At 71.8% G+C, this 21173-nt stretch carries 20 protein-coding genes and 1 pseudogene; 4 read left to right on the top strand and 17 right to left on the bottom strand.

Translation table 11 applies throughout. The annotated features are described in order from the left end of the window. Positions 1-15: 15 nt before the first annotated feature. The 13 genes from V5P93_RS11125 to V5P93_RS11065 all read right to left on the bottom strand — a co-directional run bounded on the left by V5P93_RS11125 (position 16) and on the right by V5P93_RS11065 (position 14735). Complete coding sequence (locus V5P93_RS11125) at positions 16-789, bottom strand: ABC transporter ATP-binding protein (protein WP_104482503.1); 774 nt, start codon at positions 787-789, stop codon at positions 16-18. Further along, positions 786-1808 (bottom strand): iron chelate uptake ABC transporter family permease subunit, encoded by a 1023-nt coding sequence (locus tag V5P93_RS11120; protein WP_104482504.1) that lies wholly within the window; start codon positions 1806-1808, stop codon positions 786-788. The genes V5P93_RS11125 and V5P93_RS11120 overlap by 4 nt, the downstream gene beginning before the upstream one ends. Next, on the bottom strand, positions 1805-2818 hold the full coding sequence (locus tag V5P93_RS11115) for an iron ABC transporter permease (RefSeq protein WP_104482505.1): 1014 nt from the start codon (positions 2816-2818) through the stop codon (positions 1805-1807). The genes V5P93_RS11120 and V5P93_RS11115 overlap by 4 nt, the downstream gene beginning before the upstream one ends. Next, complete coding sequence (locus V5P93_RS11110; protein ID WP_104482506.1) at positions 2815-3807, bottom strand: ABC transporter substrate-binding protein; 993 nt, start codon at positions 3805-3807, stop codon at positions 2815-2817. Before V5P93_RS11110 ends, V5P93_RS11115 begins: the two co-directional genes overlap by 4 nt. 42 nt (positions 3808-3849) lie before the next feature. Then, positions 3850-4689, bottom strand: a complete 840-nt coding sequence (locus V5P93_RS11105) for a siderophore-interacting protein (RefSeq protein ID WP_104482507.1) — start codon at positions 4687-4689, stop codon at positions 3850-3852. Then, the gene (locus tag V5P93_RS11100; protein ID WP_104482508.1) at positions 4686-4937 is read right to left on the bottom strand and encodes a phosphopantetheine-binding protein; all 252 of its coding nucleotides are present in this window, start codon (positions 4935-4937) and stop codon (positions 4686-4688) included. The genes V5P93_RS11105 and V5P93_RS11100 overlap by 4 nt, the downstream gene beginning before the upstream one ends. Then, complete coding sequence (locus V5P93_RS11095; RefSeq protein ID WP_104482509.1) at positions 4934-5602, bottom strand: isochorismatase family protein; 669 nt, start codon at positions 5600-5602, stop codon at positions 4934-4936. Before V5P93_RS11095 ends, V5P93_RS11100 begins: the two co-directional genes overlap by 4 nt. Before the next feature lie 3 nt (positions 5603-5605). Continuing rightward, positions 5606-7234: a (2,3-dihydroxybenzoyl)adenylate synthase gene (locus V5P93_RS11090; RefSeq protein ID WP_104482510.1), complete on the bottom strand. Its 1629-nt coding sequence runs from the start codon at positions 7232-7234 to the stop codon at positions 5606-5608. Next, complete coding sequence (locus V5P93_RS11085; protein WP_104482511.1) at positions 7234-8427, bottom strand: isochorismate synthase; 1194 nt, start codon at positions 8425-8427, stop codon at positions 7234-7236. The genes V5P93_RS11090 and V5P93_RS11085 overlap by 1 nt, the downstream gene beginning before the upstream one ends. Before the next feature lie 99 nt (positions 8428-8526). Continuing rightward, positions 8527-9297 carry a 2,3-dihydro-2,3-dihydroxybenzoate dehydrogenase gene (locus V5P93_RS11080; protein WP_104482542.1) on the bottom strand — a complete coding sequence of 257 codons (771 nt, stop codon included), beginning with the start codon at positions 9295-9297 and terminating at the stop codon, positions 8527-8529. A gap of 364 nt (positions 9298-9661) precedes the next feature. Continuing rightward, on the bottom strand, positions 9662-10342 hold the full coding sequence (locus V5P93_RS11075; protein ID WP_104482512.1) for a hypothetical protein: 681 nt from the start codon (positions 10340-10342) through the stop codon (positions 9662-9664). Between the two features lie 5 nt (positions 10343-10347). After that, entirely contained in the window at positions 10348-14220 is a 3873-nt protein-coding gene (locus V5P93_RS11070) for a hypothetical protein (RefSeq protein ID WP_245931671.1), read from the bottom strand. A 140-nt stretch (positions 14221-14360) separates the two neighbouring features. Then, positions 14361-14735: a cupin domain-containing protein gene (locus tag V5P93_RS11065; RefSeq protein ID WP_219824156.1), complete on the bottom strand. Its 375-nt coding sequence runs from the start codon at positions 14733-14735 to the stop codon at positions 14361-14363. 110 nt (positions 14736-14845) lie between these two features. On the opposite strand from V5P93_RS11065, the gene V5P93_RS11060 reads away from it, so the two are divergent. After that, positions 14846-15322, top strand: a complete 477-nt coding sequence (locus V5P93_RS11060) for a MarR family winged helix-turn-helix transcriptional regulator (protein ID WP_219824157.1) — start codon at positions 14846-14848, stop codon at positions 15320-15322. Positions 15323-15344: 22 nt separating this feature from the next. Here V5P93_RS11060 and V5P93_RS11055 read toward each other — a convergent pair whose 3' ends face one another. Further along, positions 15345-15809 carry an Lrp/AsnC family transcriptional regulator gene (locus tag V5P93_RS11055; protein WP_245931672.1) on the bottom strand — a complete coding sequence of 155 codons (465 nt, stop codon included), beginning with the start codon at positions 15807-15809 and terminating at the stop codon, positions 15345-15347. 224 nt (positions 15810-16033) lie between these two features. On the opposite strand from V5P93_RS11055, the gene V5P93_RS11050 reads away from it, so the two are divergent. After that, complete coding sequence (locus V5P93_RS11050) at positions 16034-17068, top strand: DMT family transporter (protein WP_104482514.1); 1035 nt, start codon at positions 16034-16036, stop codon at positions 17066-17068. Positions 17069-17229: 161 nt separating this feature from the next. Here the strand turns inward: V5P93_RS11050 and V5P93_RS11045 are convergent. The 3 genes and pseudogenes from V5P93_RS11045 to V5P93_RS11035 all read right to left on the bottom strand — a co-directional run. Beyond that, positions 17230-17769: pseudogene (locus tag V5P93_RS11045) on the bottom strand (MFS transporter); the annotation flags it as partial. 264 nt (positions 17770-18033) lie between these two features. Then, on the bottom strand, positions 18034-18807 hold the full coding sequence (locus tag V5P93_RS11040) for a hypothetical protein (RefSeq protein WP_104482515.1): 774 nt from the start codon (positions 18805-18807) through the stop codon (positions 18034-18036). Positions 18808-18905: 98 nt separating this feature from the next. Next, on the bottom strand, positions 18906-19538 hold the full coding sequence (locus V5P93_RS11035; RefSeq protein WP_104482545.1) for a TetR/AcrR family transcriptional regulator: 633 nt from the start codon (positions 19536-19538) through the stop codon (positions 18906-18908). A 98-nt stretch (positions 19539-19636) separates the two neighbouring features. On the opposite strand from V5P93_RS11035, the gene V5P93_RS11030 reads away from it, so the two are divergent. After that, on the top strand, positions 19637-20632 hold the full coding sequence (locus V5P93_RS11030; protein WP_104482516.1) for a PhnD/SsuA/transferrin family substrate-binding protein: 996 nt from the start codon (positions 19637-19639) through the stop codon (positions 20630-20632). Positions 20633-20727: 95 nt separating this feature from the next. Beyond that, the gene (locus tag V5P93_RS11025) at positions 20728-21168 is read left to right on the top strand and encodes a hypothetical protein (RefSeq protein ID WP_104482517.1); all 441 of its coding nucleotides are present in this window, start codon (positions 20728-20730) and stop codon (positions 21166-21168) included. Positions 21169-21173 lie beyond the last annotated feature (5 nt).

Raw genomic sequence — 21173 nt, 5'->3', positions numbered from 1 at the left:
TGGTGTCGGGGGTGGTCAGAGGGCGGGGACGACCATCGGCGTGCCGGTCACCGGGTCGGGCACCACCACGCAGGGCAGCTCGAAGACCTTGGTGATCAGCGCGGCGTCGACGACCCGCGCGGGCGCGCCCTCGGCCACGATCTGGCCGTCGCGCATGGCGACGACGTGGTCGGCGTAGCGGCAGGCCTGGTTGATGTCGTGCAGCACCGCGATCACGGTGCGGCCCTGGTCGCGCAGCCGGGCCAGCAGTTCCAGCAGCTGGTACTGGTGGGCGATGTCGAGGAACGACGTCGGCTCGTCGAGCAGCAGGTGCGTCGTGCGTTGCGCCAAGACCAGCGCGACCCACACCCGTTGCCGTTGACCGCCGGAGAGTTCGTGCACCGGACGGTCGGCGAGGTCGGCCACACCCGCTGCTTCCATCGCCTCAGCGACGCTGCGCTCGTCCTCTTCGGACCAGGTCGACAGCAACGACTGATGGGGGAAACGGCCGCGCGCGACGAGTGCGCGTACTCGTACGTCCTCGGGCGCGACCGGTTCCTGCGGCAGGAAACCCAAGGCGCGCGCGAGTTCCTTGTTCGGGTACGTGCTCACCGCCCGCCCGTCGAGCTGGACGGCGCCCGCCGAAGGGCGCAGCAGCCGTACGAACGCGCGCAGCAGCGTCGACTTGCCGCAGGCGTTCGGGCCGACGATGGCGGTGAAGGCGCCGTCGGGCACGTCCAGGGACAGCCGGGTGGAGACCACCCGGTCGTCGTAGCGCAGGGTCAGGTCCCGTGCGGTCAGGCGGGTCATGCGCGCCCGACCTTCCTGGCGAGCAGCCAGATCAGGTACGAGCCGCCGACCGCGGTGCTGACCACCCCGGCGGGCAGGGGCACCGGCGCGAGCAGCACCTGGGCCAGCAGGTCCGTGCCCAGCAGCAGCACCGCGCCGGTCAGCGCGGCCGGGAGCATCGGGACACCGGGCGCGGCGGCCACCCGCCTGCCGATCTGCGGGGCGGCCAGCGCGATGAACGCGATCGGCCCGGCCACGGCGGTCACCGTCGCCGTGCAACCCACGCCGATGAGCACCAGCTCCAGCCGCAGCCGCTCCAGCCCGACCCCCGTGGCGACCGCGACCTCCCGACCCAGCCCCGCCTGCTGCGCGTCCCGCGAGCGCGCCGCCAGGAACACCAGCAGGACACCGAGGACGACGAACGGGACGCCGACGTCGTCCCAACCGAGCCCGTTGAGCGAGCCCGCGCTCCAGCCGACGGCGGCGATCGCCACCTCCAGCTCCGCGCGCAGCACGATCCACGAGTTGACCGCGGTCAACATGGCGTTGACCGCGATGCCGATCACCACCAGCCGCAGCCCGGAGAGCCCACCGGACCGGGAGAGCAGGTAGACCAGGGTCGCGGCCACCAACCCGCCCAGCACGGACCCCGTGATGAGCTGCGCCGAGGACCCGGAGAGCACGGTGAGCACCACGAGTGCCCCGGTGTAGGCGCCCGCGTCGAGGCCGATGACCTCCGGGCTGCCCAACGGGTTGCGGGTGACGCCCTGGAAGATCGCCCCCGCCACGCCGAGCGCGGCGCCGAAGACCACGGCCGCCAGCACCCGCGGCAGGCGCCACTGGCGGATCACCACACCGGAGTCGCCGCCTGCCCCCGTCAGCGCGGCGAACACCTTGGCCGGACTCGCCCAGACCGCGCCGTGGCACAGACCGAGCAGCGCCAGACCGGCGATGACGACCAGCGCGACGACGCTGACGACCAGGGTTCGGCGTTCGACGCGGATCGAGAAGCGCCCGCGGCGCAGGACGACGGCGGTCACAGCGGCGCCGCCCCGTAGCGGCGGACGGCCCAGATGAGCACCGGCCCGCCGAGGAACGCGGTCACGAACGCCACCGGCACCTCACCGGTCGGCAGCAGCACCCGCGACCCCACGTCGGACACCAGCAGCAGGACCGGTCCGATCACCGCGGCGTAGGCGACCAGCCACGGCACCGAGCCGCCCGCCGCGCGCCGGGCCAGGTGCGGCACGATCAGCCCCACGAACAGGATCGGCCCGGCGACCGCGGTCGCCGCGCCCGCCAGCACCGTGATCAGCACCAGCGCGCCCGCCCGGACCCGCGACACGTTCGCGCCGAGGCTGCGCGCGACGGTCTCGCCGAGCGCCAACGCGTTGAGCTGCCTGCTCAGCAGCGCGGACCCCACCAGCGCCGCCGCGATGGCCAGCAGCGGCACCAGCATCGGCGCCTGCTCCCGACCGGCCAGCGACCCCACCGCCCAGAACCGGTACGCGTCGAAGACATCCGGCAGCAACAGCCGCAGTCCCAGCGACAGCCCGGACAGCACCGAACTCAGCGCCACCCCGGTGAGCACCAGCCGCAGCGGCGAACCCCAGCCCACCGCGAAGACCACGACCGTCGCCAACACACCGCCGACCACCGCCAGCGCCAACTCCCCCACGGCAGAGGCGGCGGCACCCATCGCGGACCCGACGGTGATGGCGAACCCGGCGCCGGTGGTGACCCCGAGCACCCCCGGCTCGGCCAACGGGTTCCGTGAGATCACCTGCACCAGCACGCCCGCGACGCCCAAGGCCGCGCCCACGCCGATGGCCAGCAGCGCGCGGGGCGCGCGGATGTGCCGCACCACTGAGTCGTTCGCGGTGTCCGACGGGGCGAACAGCGCCCGCAGCACGTCCTCCGGCGCGATGGGGTGCGCGCCGATGCCGAGGCTGACCACCGCGACCGCCAGCAACGCGACGAGCGCCACGACGAGCCACGCGACGCGCGCTCCCGACCGTAGTCGCGCGGGTGGGACCTGGACGGTGGTCACGACGTCAGCAGCGGTGCGAGCGCTTTGTCGACCGCGTCGGCGGTGGCCATCGCCGAGCCGTACGTCGTGGCCTCCGTGTAGCGCAACGGGAACGCCTTGCCCGCCTTGACCGCGGGCAGCCCCTTCCAGAGCGGCGAGTCCAGCACGTACTGCACGCCCTTGGGGTTGGAGCCGTCCGCGTTGACCGTGTAGGTGATCACCTCGGCCTCGGCGAAGGCGGTGGGCAACTCCTCGATCGACGGGTACTCGCTGACGTCCTTGGAACCGCCACCCCGCACCTTGACCTGGCCGTAGTAGTTCGCACCGAGGTCTTGGGCGACGTTGGTGCCCCAGGAACCGTTGAACTCGCGCTGGAAGTTGCCGTTGGCGATCTCGCCGTAGGCACCCAGGTGCGCGAACTTCAGTCCGGGTAGGACACCCGCGTACTTCGCGGCCAGCGCCTTCGTCTTGGTCTGGTAGGCGTCGCGGATGGTGTCGAAGGTGGCCAGCGCGCCCGCCGCGTCGGCCTGCCTGCGCGAGAGGTCCCGCCACGCGGAGGGCAGCGAGGGACCGATCGCCACGACCGGCGCGATGGCCCGCAGCCGCGCGATGTCGATGTCGGCGAGCACCGGCTTGGGCACGCCGATCACGATCAGATCGGGCTCGAGCTGGGCGATCGCCTCGTAGTTGGTCTCGGCGGCGGACTCGCCTGCCACCTTGGCCAGCCGGTCGTAGGTGGCGCGGATCTCCGGGGTCATCATCGGCAGCCCGCGCCGCCAGGTGGAGATCCCGACGAGCGGCGCGTTGGCCTCCATCAGGGCCGGGACGGCGTAGCCGGTGGCCACGACGCGCTTCGGCGAGACCGGGATGGTGATGTCGCCGTTGTCCGCGGTGAAGACCCGGGTGGCGCCCGCGGGTGCGGCGGGCTCGCCGGGGCCGGAGCCGCACCCGGCGGCCAAAGCGGCGAGCACGAGCGCACCGGCGATGCGGGCGGATCTGGGGACGCGCATGGGAGATTCCTTCAGCAGGTTGGTTGATCGCGACCGGGGGGCTCAGTCGTCGTGCTCGTCGTCGAAGTCGACGACACCGCGCTTCCAGTAGCCGGTGATGTCGTGGTCGGTCTTGTCCAGGCCCAGTTCGTCGCGGACCCAGCGGCGCAGCGGCTTGATCGAGCCCGCCTCGCCCGCGATCCACACGTAGACCCGCTCACCTTCGGGGACGCGCACTGCCCGCACGGCACGGTCGAGCAGACCGGGCTCGGCACCGTGCAGCCACTGGACTTCGACGCCCTCGGGGGCGCTCAGCTCGATGTGCTCGCTCGCGTCCGCCACCTCGATGAACGCCCAACCGCGCGCGGTGCGGGGCAGTTCCTCGAGCCAGCGGGCGATGGCGGGTAGCGCGGTGAGGTCGCCCGCGAGGAGGTAGCGGTCGTAGTTGTGCGGGACGATCAGGCCGCCGGGAGGGCCCGCGATGTGCGCGACCGCGCCGGGTTCGACGGCGCGCGCCCAGTCGCTGCCCAGTCCGTCCGGGTGCAGGGCGATGTCGAGGTCGAGTTCGCCGGTGACCGGGTCGTAGCGGCGCACCGTGTACTCGCGGGAGGTGGGCGACGGCTTGGGCCAGCGCAGCATGTCGCCGTTGGGCTCCGGCAGGCGCAGGGTGCCGTCCGGGTCCGGGAACAGCACCTTGACGTGCTCGTCGGGCGCGTGCGCCTCGAACCCGGCGGTCCCCGGGCCGCCGAGGGTGACCCGCAGCAGACCGGACCCGACCATGGCCGTGCGCACCACCACCGCGGCGCGCACGCGGATCGGGTAGCCCACCTTCTCCGCCGCGGTGCCCGCGCGGACCTCGGCGATCCGCTCCCGGTGGCGGTGCCGGTGGTCGACCCGGTTCACGCGCCCGCCCCGGTCACCAGTCGGGTCCAGCGGTCCAACCGGGGTTCCTCGGCCAGGTCGGCGAACTCCACCTCGGGCGCGCCCGCCGCCCGCCAGCGCTCCAGCAGGGCCATGGTGCGCATGGAGTCCAGGCCCAGGTCGAGCAGGTCGGCCTCCGGGGTCACCTCCGCCGGTGCGCAGCCGAGCACCTCGGCGATGTCCGCCCGCACGCGGTCGCCGGTCAGCGCGCCCGCCTCGGGGGCGCTCATCGCCCGGCTCCCGCCGAGACCGGCGCCGACAGCTCGGTCAGCGCGTCGGCGGTGGTGATCACGGTGCCGCAGCACTGCGCGACGTACTCGCAGGCCCGGTCGTGGTGCGCGCGGGAGAAGTCGGCCACGGCGTCGGCGACCAGGATCGGCCGGATGTCGGACATGAACGCCTCCACGGCGGTGGCCTGGAGGCCGATGTGCGCGTAGACCCCGGTGATCAGCAGCTGGTCGCGGCCCGCCGCGGCGAGCCGCGCGCGCAGCGGGGTGCGCTGGAACGCGCTGTAGCGCCACTTGGTGAGCACCGTGTCACCCGGCCTCGGGGCGAGTTCGGCGACGACGTCCGCCGCGCGCGGGTCGCGGTCGATGACCCCGCCGATGCCCGGGCCCCAGAACTCGGTGAGCAGGCCCCGGTCCGCGGCGCTCTGGCGACCCGGCTGGGCGGTGTAGAACACCGGGACGCCCGCGGCGCGCGCCGCGTCGAGCAGGGCGGCGGTGTTGGCGAGCACCTGCGGGATCGGCGCGCCCGCGAAGGGGGCGAGGAAGTAGCGCTGCGCGTCGTGCACGAGCAGCGCCGCCCGGGCCGGGTCGGGCCGCCAGTCGACCCGGCCCACGGGCAGCTCGGACGCCGTGGGCAGCGGGTAGCCCGCGATCTTGGGTAAGGACACCGGTCACGCCTCCCTCACGAGTGCGGCCAGCGCCGCCCTCAGTTCACGTTTGCTGGTCTTGCCGACACCGGTCACCGGGAACGCCGCGACGACCTGCACCAGGTCCGGCACCTTGAACGCGGCGACCCCGCGCTCGCGGATGAACCGGCGCAGCACGGGCCCGGTGGGCGCGGCGCCGGGAACGGGCACGACGTAGGCGCAGGTGCGCTCGCCGAGGTACTCGTCGGGCACCGCGACCACGGCGGCGTCGAGCACGTCGGGGTGGGCCATCAGGTGGTCCTCGACCTCCTCGGCGGCGACCTTCTCCCCGCCCCGGTTGATCTGCTCCTTGGCGCGGCCGACGACCTCCAGGTGCCCGGTGGGGCCGCGCCGCACCAGGTCGCCGGTGCGGTAGAAGCCGTCCGGGGTGAACGCCTGGGTGTTGTGCTCGGGCGCGCGGTAGTAGCCGCGGATCGTGTACGGGCCGCGGGTCAGCAGCGCCCCGGTCTCCCCCTCCGGCACCAGGTCGTCGGAGCTCGCCGACGGGTTCTCCGGGTCGACCAGGCGGACCTCGTCGTCTAGCGAGATGGGTCGTCCCTGGGTATTCAGCACGAGGTCGTCGGGGTCGTCGAGGCGGGTGTAGCAGACCAGTCCCTCGGCCATGCCGAACACCTGCTGCAACCGCGCACCCAGCGCGGGTCCGACGCGCTCGGCCAACTCGCGTCCGCACTTGGCACCGCCGACGAGCAGAACCTCCAAAGTGGACAGGTCGTGCTCGGTGCGCGCGGCGGCCTGGGCCCAGGTGGCGGCCAGCGGCGGTACCACGCCGGTGATCGTCACGCCCTCGCGGTCGATGAGCCGGAACGCGGTGTCGGGGTCCGGGCGCGGCGACAGCACGACCTTCGCCCCGACGTGCAGCGCGCCCAGGATTCCCGGTGAGCTGAGCGGGTAGTTGTGCGCGGCGGGCAGGGTGGCGAGGTACACGCTGTCCGGTCGCAGCGCGCAGATGCGGGCGCTTTCCCTGACGCTGTAGAGGTAGTCGTCGTGGGTGCGTGGGATCAGCTTCGGCAATCCCGTGCTGCCACCGGAAAGCTGGAGGAACGCCACGCTCGCGGGGTCCGGGTCGGGCAGCTCGCGCGCGGCGGTCGCGGACAGGTCGTCGAACGCGGCCGACCCCACCACGTGGACTTGGCGCACCGAAGGCACTTCAGCCGCCACGGCGTGCGCGAGGGCTTCGTGATCGTGCCTTTCGTGCGTGCCGACGGTGAGGATCGCGGCGGCCTCGCTCTGCTCGGCGAAGTGGCGCAGCTCGGTGTGCCGGTGGGCGGGCAGCGCGAACACCGGCCAGGCGCCGACCCGCCACAACCCGAACAGCACCGGCACGAACTCGGGCACGTTGGGCAGCTGGACGACCACCCGGTCGCCCGCGCGGATCCCGGCGTCGGCGAGGCCCGCCGCGATCGAGTGGGCGCGGCGGTCGAGTTCGGCGTAGTCCCAGCGGCTGGTGGCGCCGTCCCGCTCCCCCACCACGGCGGTGCGGGTGGCGTGCGCGTCGGCCAGCGCGGTGAGCAGCGCGCCGAAGGTCTGCCCGCGCCAGTGGCCCGCCGCGCGGTACCGGGCGGCGACCTCCGGCGGCCACGGGGTGTGGTCCATCACCGCTCCCACGCGCCGAGCGCCCGCAGCAGGGTGCGGAACTTCGCGCCGGTCTCGGCCAGCTCCGCGTCCGGGTCCGACCCGGCGACGACGCCCGCGCCCGCGAACAGGCGCACCGCCGCGTCGCACACCTCGGCGCAGCGGATGGTGACCACCCACTCGCCGTCGCCGCGCGCGTCGGTCCAGCCGACCAAGCCGGTGAAGTAGCCGCGGTCGAAGGGTTCCAGGGCGGCGATCGCGTCGCGCGCGCCGTCGACGGGCACCCCGCACACTGCGGGCGTGGGGTGCAGCGCCTCGGCGATGGCCAGCGACGAGGCACCGGGGTCGGTGGGGTCGGCGATCCGGCCGGTGATCCTGGTGGAGAGGTGCCACATGGTCGGCGTGCCGACCACGGTGGGCTCGGCGGGCACGACGAGGTCGCGGCAGAACCGACCGAGCACCCGCGCGACCTCGGCCGCCACGTGCGCGTGCTCGGCGCGGTCCTTGGCCGAGGCCAGCAGCGCGGCCCGGCGCCTGCGGTTCTCCGCCTCGTCGGCCACCCGCGGCGCCGACCCGGCGAGCGGGTTGGCCACCACCTCGGTGCCGCGCCGCGACACCAGCAGTTCCGGGCTGGCGCCGACCAGCGTGCGCGGGGCGGGGTCGCCGGGCGCGCTGACGTCGACGGCGAAGGCGTGCGCGGTGGGATCGGCGCGCACCAGCCGGGCGAGCAGCGCGGGCACCGCGACCGGGGCGTCGGCCAGCAGATCGAGGCACCGTCCCAGCACGACCTTGGCCAGTTCGCCACCGGCGATCCGCTCCAGCGCGCGGCGCACGGCGTCGGCGTAGTGGGACGGTTGCGGTCGAGGGGCGATCGTCCACGCGGGTGCGACCGCCGCCCCGGTGGGACCGTCGCCGGTGGGCGCGCAGGCCCGGCGGACGAGCGCGGGCACGACCAGGCTCGCCGGGCCGTCCGGGCGGAAACCGATGGCGCCCACCACCATGGGGTGGTCGACACCCGCCCGGGCCGCGGCGGCCAGCGCCGCGGACACGGCGCGGGCGCGGTCGCCGTCGCGGGTCTCGACCGTGGCGTGCACGCCGTCGGCGAGGATCGAGCCGTGCGCGGAGGAGTAGTAGAACGAGCCGGGCAGGTAGGCGGATAACAGGTCTGCCGCCCGGTGGACAGGGCGGGGACGCACCAGGACAGCAGGAGACACGCCAGGATTCCCTTTCGTGACAGCGGTTCGGGACACGGGCTGGACGTCGTCCCGCCGATTCCGCTCGTGCTTCTCAGCGGTGGCCGCGCGGGCGGGCGACTAGGCGCACAACGTGGCGCCACCGTCCACGTAGAGGTTCTGCATGGTGATGTGCCGCGCGCGGTCGGAGACCAGGAAGACCACGGCGTCGGCCACGTCGGCGGGGTCGGCGATGCGCTTGAGCGGGATACCGACGCGGAACTGCGCGGGGTCGCCCGCGATGACCCGCTCCGGCCCGTTGCCGTCGGTCCAGAGCGCGCGCTGCATCGCGGTGTCGGTCGAGCCCGGCGAGACGATGTTGCAGCGCACCCCCGACCCGGCGAGTTCGAGGCCGAGGCACCGGGTGAGCATGGTGGCCGCCGCCTTGGACGCCGCGTAGGCGGCCATGCCCGTGCGCGGCACGCCCGCCGCGTTCGAGCCGACGGTGACCAGCGCCCCGCGCCCGCGTGAAACCATGCGGTGGGAAATTTCCCGCAGCACGAAGAACACACCGGTCGAGTTGACCGCGAACGTGCGCGCCCAGTCCTCAGTGCTGGTCGCGCCGACGGAAGCCGGGTGCAGCACCCCCGCCGCGGACACTCCGATGTCGAGCGGGCCGAGGTCGCGCTCGACCTCGGCCACGACCCGGGCGAACGCGTCCTGGTCGGTCACGTCCACCGGGAACGGCACCACCGACCCGCCGGTGCGGTCCGCCGTCTCCTTGAGCCCGTCGACGTCGATGTCCACCCCCGCAACGGAAACACCCTCACGGGCCAGCGCATCGGCGACGGCGGCACCGATCCCCCGCGCGGCACCGGTGACCAACGCGGTACGGCCGGACAACCCGGTCACCCCGACCACTGGCGTCTCCCTTCACGGTGAAATAGCCAAGCCTCCCCTAAGTTAGCCATTCACAGTCCGGTTACGCGACAGCTGCGCCCGCACTCTCATCCACATTTTTGCCGGTTACACATTAACTTCGCTATACCAGACCAAAGGTTCCATGACCACGCGTTTGGCTCATCGAGCCGCATACCCGCCACGACCGGACACCTCGTTGCGGACGCAACCGAATATCTTTCGCGTCAGGCGCGGGAAACCGACTCCACGACGGCCGCGACTATCTCCTGTGGACGAAAACGGGCGTCGCCGAAATAGTCCACGTGGGATGGACAATCGTGTCGGGCGGTACCGGGATGGCCGCGCTCCGTCGGAATCAGCCCGCGGTGAGTCGAGCGGGGCGGTAGGCGATCGGATCAGGCCCCAGGGTGTCCAGCGCGTCGTGGAGGGAGTCCGCGGGCTCGTCGCCGGGGTGCTCGACGGCCCGCACCAGCCACCCGTCCCCGAGCGGCCGGGAAGCGTGCGCGGGCAGGGCCGCGAGTCGCTCGCGCAGCTGGTCGGTGAGCCCGGCACCGGAGACGTAGGTCCAGGGTCCGAACTCCTCCGGCAGGACGGAGCCGGGGAGGAGCCGCCTGGACGCGTAGCTCGGCTCGTGGCTGTCGACGTGCCACGCGGTCAGGTGCGCCAGGCTCGGCCCGAGACCGGTCACGAGCTGTGTCGCGAGGGAGAGCGCCATCTCCCACTCCGGCCCGAGCGGGTCCGGCTCGTCCAGGTGGACCGTCAGGAACAGCTCAACGGACGCCCCCGGGTCGGCGTCGCCGAGCATCAGCTGGACCCAGGAATTGGCGGCCGGGTAGGCGGGGTGCTTGAGGGCAACCGTCACCGCCTCCCCTTCGCCACCGAGGAAGCGGGCGCTGCGGGCACCGCTCGGCTGGAACCCCGCGCCACCGAAGGTGCCCAGCGCGGCGACGGCTCCGCGCAGAACAGCGCTCTCCGGCATGTTGACCGCGCCCGCCGCCAGTACCAGCACGCTTCCCGCCATGTACGAGTCGCCCACGTCCCTCACCTCCTCCAGATCACGGTGATGTGTTTTTTCCCGCCGTGTTCGATGGCATCTTCGATGACCTCCTGGAACGCCGCCTTCGAACGCGGGTCAAGGCTATCGAACTCGGGCCAGTCGATGATGTGCTCGACGTACTTCCCTTGACTGCCATCGATTTGCCCGAACAGTTGCTCTCTCAAGCCCGCCACTCGCTTGTCCCTGACGTCGTCGCTGAGCTTACCGGTCACATGCTTGTACTCGACCATGACGTGCCGCGAGCGGCCCTCGACGTGCGCTCGGAAGGTGTAGTCGACGCGCTTCTTCCCGACATGGACCTCGATGCCGGTCAACTCACCGTTGTTCTTGAGGAAGTTCACGATGGCTTCCATCTGCTTGCGGACCCCCACATTGAGGGGCTGGAACTTGTTGGCGCCCGAAGCCAACGAGTTCGCCAGGCCGTCGGGGTCGTCGCCCTCGAGATCCGGTGCTTCGTCCCGCTTCAGTTTGTCCCGGTACGCGGCGATCGTGTCGCGATAGACCTTGATCACCTCCATCTCGACCCGGAGGATGCCTGGACCCTTCTGCACCAGGTCGGCCGAGTCGACGTGCACCATGGGAAAGCTGCCCGGGGCGGCCGAGCCGAACCCGGGTGCGCGCTGAATCTGCAGGAACGAGTAGTCCCCGCCGTACAGGTACTTCCCGCTGTCCGTCCGCACGTCGTAGCCGAACAGGTCCTTGGGGACGCCGGCGATGAGCGTACCGAGCCACGGTTCGATGGGGTTCTTCGCCGCGAAGATCTCCTTGAGCGCGTCGGCCAGTTGTCGCTGCTGGCCCGCCAGCTCCTGCTGCTTCGCGGTCAACTTCTTCCTGCCCGCGTCCTCATCGGACTTGGGCACGTGCACCGCGAGCTTCGCGATCTCGTTCGCCTGGTCACCCGCGGCCTCCGCCAGCCGACGCGCGGCCCGCGCCTCTTTCCTGACCTTCGGATCGGTCTTCTCGTCGGCGATGACGTGGTCGAGGTAGTTCAGGAGCGACTGCTCGCGGCTGGCCACCATGAGCGTGGCCGTGCTGCCGGACACCACGAACCAAAGCCGGTGCGTGTGCCGGTCGGCGGAGAACGTGACCACCGCCCAGTCCGGCTCCAGCCGCCGCACGTCGCCCGGCCGTGCCTTGGTCGGGGGCTGGGTCTTCCCCGGTGGCGTCTTCCCCGGTGGCGTCTTCTCCGGTCGCGTCTTCTCCGGATGCCCCTTGTCGGGCCGCTGCTTGGCCGGGGGCCGCCCCTTCTTCGGCCGGTCCTTGCCGGGACGCGCCTTGCCGAACTCGTCCTTGACCGTCTTCGTGATGGCCTTGACCTTGGCCAGCACCCCCTTGGCCAAACCGACGATCTTGTCGATGACCCAGTCCACGGCCTGGTTGACCGGTTTGGCCAGCTTCTGGAAGACGTCCTTGATCTTGCCCGCGATGCCGCCCACGCCCAGCAGTGCGGCCAGCATGCCGATCAGGAGCGGGATCGAGCGGGCGAGGGCCTTCTCGACCAGGCCGGGTACGCCGCCACCGCCGCCCTTGGCGATGGCGATCACCGCGTCCAGGACGGTGTTGACGAACTCGATGATCCGGCTGCCGTTGGTGACGATGAACCGGATGATGTCGATGATCATCTTGCAGGCGCGGATGAACGCCGACGCGGGGTTGAACAGGGAGATGATCCAGGTGATGCCCGCGACGATGATGGTCGGCAGCAGGAACGACACCAGGTTGTCGACGAGGTTCTTCTTCAGGTCCCCGACCCGCGACTTGAGGTCGTCCCACAGCGCCTTCACGCCGTGTTTCCGCGCCTCCACGACGATCGGGAGGGCGTGCTCGCCGACCTCGATCGCGGTCATGGCCTCCTTGGGGAGCTTCGTGGCCAGGCGCGCGCGCAGGCCGGCCCAGGTCAGGCCGAGCAGACCGGCGACCAGCAGCACGATGCCCAGCACGTCGAAGGTGGCGGGCAGCACGATGCCCGCGGTGGCGGCGGTGCCGAGCAGCCACGACAGCACCCCCTGCTCGAGGTGGGCCTTGGCGTTCTCCTTGAACCGCGTCAACCCGCCGCCGACCGCGCGCACCAGGTTGCCGAGGAAGCCGATGGGGTCCTTCAGGATGCCCAGGACGGCCTGCGCCGCCTTGGCGAGCACGCCGAGCAGGAGGTCCTTCAGTTCGAGGATGGTCTTGATGACGCCCTTGACGGCATCGATCGCCTTGTCGACGAAGCCCCGGTTCTTCTCCTTCTCCGCGGCGATCTCGTCGTCGACCGACTTGACGGCGTCGGTGTACTTCGTGGCCAGGGTGTCGACGAGCGCGCTGCTCTTGTCGTCGACGGACTGGGTCAGCTGGTCGAACTTGTCGGCGAACCCGGCGGCGGCCTCCGTGCCGAGCGCCTTGAGGTCCTTGGGCAGCTTCTCGACCTCGGCCCTGAGTTCGTCGCGGCCCTTGGCGATGCGCTGCTTCGCCCTGGTCAGCTCCCGGCCGACGGTGTCCGCCACCCCGGAGATGACCTGGCGCATCCGCTTGACGTAGTGGTCCCGGGCGTCGACGAAGATCTGGTTCGCCTCGTCGGGGAGGCCGAAGAGCTTGTCGTGCCCCCACTTGACCACGCCCCACGCGCCGCCGTACCGCCGGTCCTTGTACTCGTCCATCTTGCGGCGGTGTTCGGCGGTGAACGCGTCGCGGGCTTCCTTCTCGCCCTGGGTGAACTGGTCGTCGACCAGCTTGTCCAGGCCGGTGAGGATGCCTTCGACGTCGGTCTTCATGACGTCGAAGACCTTCTGCAGGATAGCCGTTACCTGGGCCCGCTTGTCCTCGTCGCTGGACTTCGCGTTCGTCTTGCCGGTGCCGACCTGCTGACCGGTCCGCACCCGCTGGTTGGTGATCGCGCCCATGGCGGTGGTGCCGAGGCGCTTGGCCTGCGCGGTGGTCCGGTGCAGCTGTGCGGACTCGTGCTCGCGCAGCTGCCCGGGCGCGGTGTCCGAGTGCTGCTCCGCGGCCTTCTTGTCCTTCACCGCCGCGTCGAACGACGGTTCGTTCGACTTCCGCAGCTGCGGCTCGGTGACCTGCGCGTCGGCCATCTCCTGGTTGACGCGCGCGGGCCCGGCCGACATGTCCGTGGCCGACGGCGGGAGCTTGTCCGGCGTCGCCTTCGCCGGGTCGGGGGTGCCCGGTCGGCCCGGCGGGCGGTCGGGCGCGAGGGGCACGACCTGCTTGGCGACGGCGGCCGACGTGTCCGGTGGCGCGGCCGTGGTGTCGGCGATCTGCGCGGCCGAGTCGGCCTTGCCCTCACCGACCCGGCCCTGGACCTCGCCCTTGATCTCGGCGGGTTTGCCGGAGTCGGCGAACCCGTCGGCCTGCTCCAGGTTCTTCGGCGCCTTCTCGGCGATGGCCTTCTCGACCGCGGCGATGAACGCGTCCTTGTCGAAGTCCTTCGGCTTGGCGTCGTTCATCTTCTCGGCGTTGGCCGTCTTGCCCTGCGCGACCGCGTCGTCCTTGGGCGGTACCGAGGCTTGCAGCGCCGAGGTCGCCTCTTTGCCTGCCGGGGGGTGGGAACGCGCGATCGTCCGCTTCTTGTGCGCGACGTCCTGCTTGAGCACCGCGAACTTGGGATCGGTCCCCGGCCCCCTGGCCAGCCCGGCCGCCACCGCGCCGTTGCCGACCTGGTCCTGCGTCCCCTTCTGGGACGGGTCGCCCAACGGCTTCTTGCCGCCCACCCGCAACGCCGCCGACACCGCGGCGTTCGACGGCGGCAGCAGCGGCGGCTTGCGTTGCGGCGGACGGTCTTTCACCGGCACGGGCGCCTTCGCGGGCGTCACCGCCGGGTCCCGCACGGCGGAGCGCTTCGCACCGACCATCGACGGAGGCATCGACGGCACTCCTCCCCGTCAGGGCACCCAACGGTTCAGAGTCGCAAACCAACCGTCACCACGGCGTCGCTACAACGTTCCCGGATTGTCAGCGACGCGGAACACCCCGACCGCACCCCCGGCGAGGTCGGCCGTCGGACTCAGACGGCCCAGGGGATCGGCTGCCGGGCCTCGCTGCCGGGTGCGCCGACCTGGCCGCCCGCGGCCATGCACACCAGGGCATCACCCGCCTCCGCGAGGGCGTGGAACCGACGGCTCGCACCCGCCGGGACCACCACGGCCTGGCCCGCCACGGCCTTCGCGGATTCACCGTCCACTGTGAACTCGAAGGCGCCTGCGATGATCATCCAGACCTGCTCGCGGTCGACGACGTGCACCGGGGACGGCGACCCCGGGTTCATCCGCACCCGCCAGGTGCTCAGCTCGGCGCTGCCCCGGCTGGGCGCGGCGAGACCGATCATGACGGCCGCCGGGGTGGTGACGGTGCGCTCCTGGCTCGCGGAGATGACGTGCACTCGCGTGCTCCTATACTCGTGGTGGTGGTTTGACGGACTCCCGCTGAACCGCGGTGGTGAGCTACGATGCGAGTAAAGCCGCTTTACTCACACCTGTCAAGAAGGACCCCGTGACCCACGACGCCGATCCGCTCAGGCACGCCGACCTGACCGTCCTGCTCGGCATGTCGTTCCAGGTCGTGCTCGCGGAGTTCACCCAGCGCCTCGACGCGGCGGGCTACGCCGAACTGCGCCCCGTGCACGGCTTCGTCTTCCAACAGCTGCGCGGCCCCGGGCTGACCGGGACCGAGCTGGCCCAACGGCTGGGCGTCACCAAGCAGGCCGTCGGGCAGATCGTCACCGAGTTGGAGAAGCGCGGCTACGTGCGGAAGGCGCCGCACCCGAACGGGGGGCGCGCCCAGCTCATCCAGCTCACCGAGCGGGCGCACGACCACCTCGACGTCGCCGGTCGGCTGCTGCGTGCCGTCGAGTCCGAACTGGCCGACCGGATCGGCGACACCGATCTCGCGCACCTGCGCGAGCAACTGGCCACGCTGGTCCGCGCCGCGGTCGGCGACGCGATCCCCCCGCTGCGGCCCATCTGGTGACGTCCACCGCGGACGCGCCCCGCTACCTCCCCCGCGTCGGGACGGCGAGCGTGGTCTTGATCGGGTCGAGCACGAACATCGTCGAATAGCGGCGCAGGTGCGGTGCGTTCTTCATGACCCGATCAGCCGTTTCCCGGTGCTGCCGCATATCGTCGGTCGCCAGGATCACCACGTAATCGTGCTCGCCCGACACGTTGTAGAACTGCTGCACTTCCGGGGCGGCGAGCACCCATTCCCGAAACCGGTTGTGCGTTTCCGGTGATTCCTGGTCGAGGGTGACCAGGCACACGGCGAGCAGCGCGGGTGCCGGGTCGAGCACCGCGACCTCGCGCAGGAGCAGCCCGCTCGCCCGGTAGCGGTCGATCCGCCGCTGCACCGCGCTGGGTGAGAGCCCGACGAGTTCGCCCAGCGCGGCGAGGGTGCGGCCGCTGTCGCGCTGCAGCAGGTCGAGGAGCCGGTGGTCGGTGTCGTCGAGGTTCGCGGGCACGCGAGATTGTTGCGCGAAAGCCGGGAAACGCTCAATCGCGTCCCGCGCGGGTTCGGCTACGGTGGGCCTTGTCCGCACGAAATCGACGCGGACTCGAGACGGTTCGACAATGCGCGAGCGAGCGGGTTGAAGGGCATGGCCGGGCTGCGGCAATACCCGTCCACGCCATTCACAACGAGGTGGGCTGTGCCCCTGCTCGACCCTCCAGGAAACGGTTGTGGCTGATGACTCCGATCTCCCTTGACCCATCCGAGCCGGTGCGCCGCCCTCCAGCCGGGCTGGCCCTCGGTCTCGCCCTCGGCGCGGTGGGCGCGATCGCCGTGGGCAGCGCCGCGCCCGCGCTCAAACTGCTCGCCGTGACCGCGCTGTCCCCGGTGAACGCCATCCAGGCGCGGACCGTCGTCGGCGCGGTCGCGCTGCTGGCGGTGGCGCTGGTGTTGCGGCGCGGCAGGATGGCGGTGCGTCGGGCGGACTGGTGGCTGGTCGCGGTGTACGGAGTGCTGACCCTGGCGGTCAACCAGGTCGTCTACACCGTCGCCCTGGCGCGGCTGCCGGTCGGCGTGGCGCTGCTGCTGGAGTACCTCGCGCCGGTGCTGGTCGCGCTGTGGGTGCGGTTCGCGCGGCGCGAGCACGTGCCGCGCCTGCTGTGGGCCGGGATCGTCGTGCTGCTCGCCGGGCTCGCGCTGGTCACCCAGGTGTGGACGGCGGCGGCGCCGGACAGCCTCGGTGTCCTTTTCGGACTCCTCGCGGCGGTGACCCTCGCCGCCCGGTTCGTGTTGGCCGAGCGCGGTTTGCGCACGTACGACCCGCTGGTCATGGCGACCTGGGGCGCGTCCCTCGGCGCGGTCGCGCTGGTCGCGGCGGGTGTGGTCGCGCCGTTCCCCTGGCACGCGCTCACCGCGGTGAGCACCGTGGGATCGATCGGCGCGCCGGTGTGGGCGCTGGTGCTCTACGTCGGGCTCGTCGGCATGGCGGCCGCGATCCTGCTCGGCGCGGTGGCGCAGCGGCGCATCCCGTCGACCTCGGCGAGCCTCGTCGCGGCCGTGGAGATCGTGGTGGGCGGGGTGCTGGCCGCGGTTCTGCTCGGTGAGCACCTCGACAACGCGCAGTGGGCCGGGTGTGCGGCGATGCTGGCCGGGATCGTGCTGGCGCAGGTCGCGGTGGCCCGCCGGTCCGCGGCGCCCTCGGGGAGCCGGGCGCTCACGGCCGGGTTTCCGCCGCGGCCCGGCGGGGCATCAGGGCGACGAGCGGCAGGCTGAGCGCGGTGACAGCCAGGACCACGACGAGGGTGACCCCCATCGCGTGCGCCTGCCCGGAGGTCGCGGCCTGGAAGTAGGTCGACGTGACCGCGGCCGACCCGATCGCCGACGCGAGCTGCTGGATCGAGCTGAACGACCCGCCGGCGCTGCCCGCCCATGGCGGCGAACCCGGCGACGACGAGCCCCAGGGGGAGCGGCAGCAGACCGAGGGAGGCGCCCTCCGGGCCGGTGTGCAGCCCTTCCCGCAAGAACGGGGGCAGCACGAAGAGCAACCCCGTACCCGCGGCGACGGGGACGACGCCCCAACCGTTGGTCGAGCCCTCGATCAGGCCGTACAGCAGGCCGAGCATGGTCACCCCGAGCAGGCCGGAGGCGCGGCCGTCGACCACGGTGGCCCGGTTGGCGTCGTCATCACGCGGGAGGACCCTGGCGGCGATGACCAGCCCGACAACCCCCAGGACGATGTTGATCAGAAAGATCGGCCGCCAGGACAGGCCGAACAGGTCGGCGCTGATGAGGAAGCCCGCCAAGACCGGACCGCCGACACTCGAAAGCGCCAGAACCGGCCCGAACAACCCGAACGCCTTGGCGAACATGTCGCGGTCGAACGCCTTGGTCATGACCGCCACGCCCTGCGGGATGAGCAGCGCCCCGAACGCGCCCTGCGCGACCCGGGCGGCGATGATCGTCGAGGTAGTCATGGGGACGTCCTTCTCGGCTTCGACGGGCCGCCCTCCCTGGACGACCTCACCCCCACTACGAACGTCCCCGCCCCGATCCGACACCGCCTTCGGAACTTTCCGGGAACGTCAGCCCCTCAACCGTCGGCCACCAGGCGCGGACAGGTTCGGTGGGATGAACGCCGGGTGGCACATCGAGTCGGGCCGGGTGAGCGCTGCGCGGCTACCCCGAACGGCCGAGTCCGCCGGGGAGCCGCGCACGCGTTCCGGTGTCCCGCGGTCCGACTAAGCGGGGCGCGCGACCTCGTCGCTGAGTTGGATGACGGTGAACTCCACCTGGGACTGGCCCTCCTGCCAGGTCGCCACCACCGTGGAGCCCTTCGCCACCAGGGTTTCGTCGCTGCCCTGGTTGGCGCCGAGGTGGATCAGGCCCTGGCTGCCGTTGGTGCAGTAGTAGGACAGGTGCGCGCGCAGGCCGGGGTGGGTCACGGCTTCCAGTGCTCGGGTCCACTGCTCGGTCGCCTCGGCCTTGAGCGGCAGGACGCTCTCCGGGCCGTCGCCGAGGGTCAGGGCGGTGCGCATGGCGTCGAACAGGGTGCCGTCGGAGGCGAGTCTCGGGTAGGCGACGTACCACTGGCCGGACCAGGCCTCGTCGGTGAGGTCGATGCCGTGCCGCGCCACCAGGGGAGCCAGGTCCGCGCCGCGCACCAGGCCGGGCGCGATCGCCACCTCGGCCAGGTCGGCCGCGAACCCCTGGTCCGGGGCGGCGTCCAAGTCGTCGAACTCGAAGAACGAGCGCGCCGCGTCGAACCGCGACGGGGGCTCGCCCTGGTCGAACAGCCCGCAGTCCAGGACGACCGGCTCCGCGCCGCTCAGCGCGGCGGGCCGGACCCACGCCGGATCGCTGTCGTACCCGAACTCGTCGAAGACGTTGCCGCCCACGTAGGTGGCGTAGTCGGCGTCGGGCGGGTAGGTGGCGAGGGGGGCGCCGAGCACGATCTCGAAGGCTTGGGTGAGCTGCCCGCGCCAGTCGTCGGGTAACGTGGATTCGTGGTTCACGGGCAGACCCTACGATCCGGTGTGGATGCGGTCGACGGCGACCCGGACCGCGATTGTCCACAGAGGAGTCGGATACCGGTCGGCCGGGAGCCTGACCGTCAGCGGGGGTCGCGGAGCAGTCCGGCGTCGTTGAGCAGGACGCGGACCTCGCGCGTGAAGCCCTCGATGTCGTCGAGCCCGAAGGCGGTGTACTGCAGGACGAAGCCGTGCAACAGCGCCATCACCACCCGCGCACCGCGGGCGGGGTCCAGTTCGGACGGTACAGTGCCCGCTCCCCTACCCGCGCGGAGCGCGTCGGCGATGTGCCCGCGCACGCGTTCGAAGCCCGCTTCGGCCCGCTGCCGCAGCTCGGGGTGGCGCAGCAACTCGCCCCAGGCCTGGACCACGCAACGCAGGAGCTCGTCGACCGGCATGGCCTGGCCCGCCTCGTCGACGGCGCGGTCGGCGCCGAACGGCTCGATCGCCGCCGCGACCAGGTCGGCGACCGTCACTTCGCCCGCCAGACGCTCGACCGGCTCGAACATCACCCGGAACGCGTCGCCCGCGATCTCGAGGATGATCTCCTCCTTGCCCGCGAAGTAGCGGTAGGGAGCGCCGACGGACACGCCCGCTTCGGCCGCGATGTCGGGCATCGAGGTCTGGTGGAAACCGTCCCGCGAGAAGCGGCGGCGCGCGGCCGCCACGATCCGCGACCGGTTCGCGGCCCGGCGTTCTGCGGTGATGCGTGGCATGACGCCCTCCTCCATGAATGAACGGTCATTCGCCTTGACTCTTCGGTCCCAGGCGCTCACGACAACAGTGAATGGTCGTTCACGGAGGGAGCCTTGGCATGACCGACCTGAAGCTCAAGGTGGGCGTCTACCGGTACGAGCACACCGAACCGCTGTTCGACGGGCGGGTGCGGATCAGCGGCCTGGACGCGACCCTGGTGACCTCACCCCTGATCTCCGACGTCTTCCGCCGGATGGCCGAGGGTGAGCTGGACGTCGCGGAGTTCGGCCTGACCTACTTCCTGCGCGCGTTCGACCTGCCCGACTCGCCCTTCCTGGCCCTACCGATCTTCCCGAACCGCAACTTCCGCCACTCGGCGCTGTTCGTGCACACCGACAGCGGCATCGAGCGCCCGGAAGACCTCCCGGGCAAAACCATCGGCGAGTTCGCCCTCTACGGCTCCGACCCGGGCGTCTGGGTGAAAGGCGTGCTGGCCGAGGAGTACGGCGTCACGCCCGAGCAACTGGACTGGGTGATCGGCGGCACCGACCGCCCGATCCCCCCGTTCGACTGGATCCCGCAGCCCGTCCCGGACGGCGTCCGCGCCCGCCACACCGACCGGACCTTGAGCGCCATGCTCGAAGCGGGCGAGATCGACGCCCTCCTCTCGGTCGACGTCCCCCAAACCCTGCTCAACGGCACGACCAAGAAGATCCGGCGGCTGTTCGTCGACTACGAAGCTGTCGAACGGGAGTACTACCGCCGAACCGGCATCTTCCCGATGATGCACGTCGTGGCGATCCGCCGGGAGCTGGCGGAGGTCCCGGGCCTGGTCGAGTCGGTCTACCGGGCGTTCCGCGAGGCCAAGGAGATCGTGCAGGACCGGTACCGGGCCAACGCGGCCAAGCAGCACATGGCCGTGATCACCCCTTGGTTCAGCGAGCTGTTCGCGGAAAACCGCGCGCTGCTGGGCGAGGACTGGTGGCCCTACGGCACCGCAGCGAACCGGAAAGCAGTCGACACGTTCCTTCGCTACCACCACGAACAGGGCCTATCCCGACGGCTGCTCACCTGCGAGGACATCTTCGTCCCCAACCTGCTCGACACAACGTGACCCTGCGGTCCGCACCGGCAGACGCGGTCCGGTACGGACTCGCTGTCCAGTACCGCGGCGCGCGGGGCAGGCACCGCACAGGCTAGTTTGCCCCGGTGAGTCTCCTCGATGACGTCGCAGAGCGCGACGGCTGGCGGTGCTGGGTGTGCGACGAGCCGGTCGACGCCGACATGTCGGTGAACGACCCGCGCGGGCCGAGCGTCGACAGCCGGACCGCCGATCGCAAGGCGAAGGTGGCCGAGCGGCTCGCCCACCGCGGGTGCAACACCCGCAAGGGGGCGGTCAAGGTGGTCATCCCCTGGCCGGACCGCCTGCACGTGGTCGAGCCCGCGCCGCTGATCGCGGTCGCCGGGCGGTTGGAGCGCAAAGGGGGCCGCGAGACGGTCGCCCGCTGCCCGACCCAACAGGACGCCCGCGAGGCGGCGGACTGGTTGGCCGACCGGCTGTCCCGGCTCGTCCCGGGGTTGCCGGTGACCACGAACGTCGAGGCGGGTGGCGGCCAGTTCCTCGTGGTCGTGGCCACCGGCAGGCGCTGACCGGA

The sequence above is a fragment of the Actinokineospora auranticolor genome (assembly GCF_041897805.1).
Taxonomy (GTDB): domain Bacteria; phylum Actinomycetota; class Actinomycetes; order Mycobacteriales; family Pseudonocardiaceae; genus Actinokineospora; species Actinokineospora auranticolor.
This window is presented reverse-complemented; position numbering and strand designations above follow the sequence as displayed.

Bases quoted from the DNA above. Each gene is read 5' to 3' on its own strand.
- V5P93_RS11050 (WP_104482514.1), top strand. From the start codon at position 16,034: ATGACTCCGATCTCCCTTGACCCATCCGAGCCGGTGCGCCGCCCTCCA.
- V5P93_RS11030 (WP_104482516.1), top strand. From the start codon at position 19,637: ATGACCGACCTGAAGCTCAAGGTGGGCGTCTACCGGTACGAGCACACC.
- V5P93_RS11110 (WP_104482506.1), bottom strand. From the start codon at position 3,807: ATGCGCGTCCCCAGATCCGCCCGCATCGCCGGTGCGCTCGTGCTCGCC.
- V5P93_RS11070 (WP_245931671.1), bottom strand. From the start codon at position 14,220: ATGCCTCCGTCGATGGTCGGTGCGAAGCGCTCCGCCGTGCGGGACCCG.
- V5P93_RS11090 (WP_104482510.1), bottom strand. From the start codon at position 7,234: ATGGACCACACCCCGTGGCCGCCGGAGGTCGCCGCCCGGTACCGCGCG.
- V5P93_RS11035 (WP_104482545.1), bottom strand. From the start codon at position 19,538: ATGCCACGCATCACCGCAGAACGCCGGGCCGCGAACCGGTCGCGGATC.
- V5P93_RS11125 (WP_104482503.1), bottom strand. From the start codon at position 789: ATGACCCGCCTGACCGCACGGGACCTGACCCTGCGCTACGACGACCGG.
- V5P93_RS11100 (WP_104482508.1), bottom strand. From the start codon at position 4,937: ATGAGCGCCCCCGAGGCGGGCGCGCTGACCGGCGACCGCGTGCGGGCG.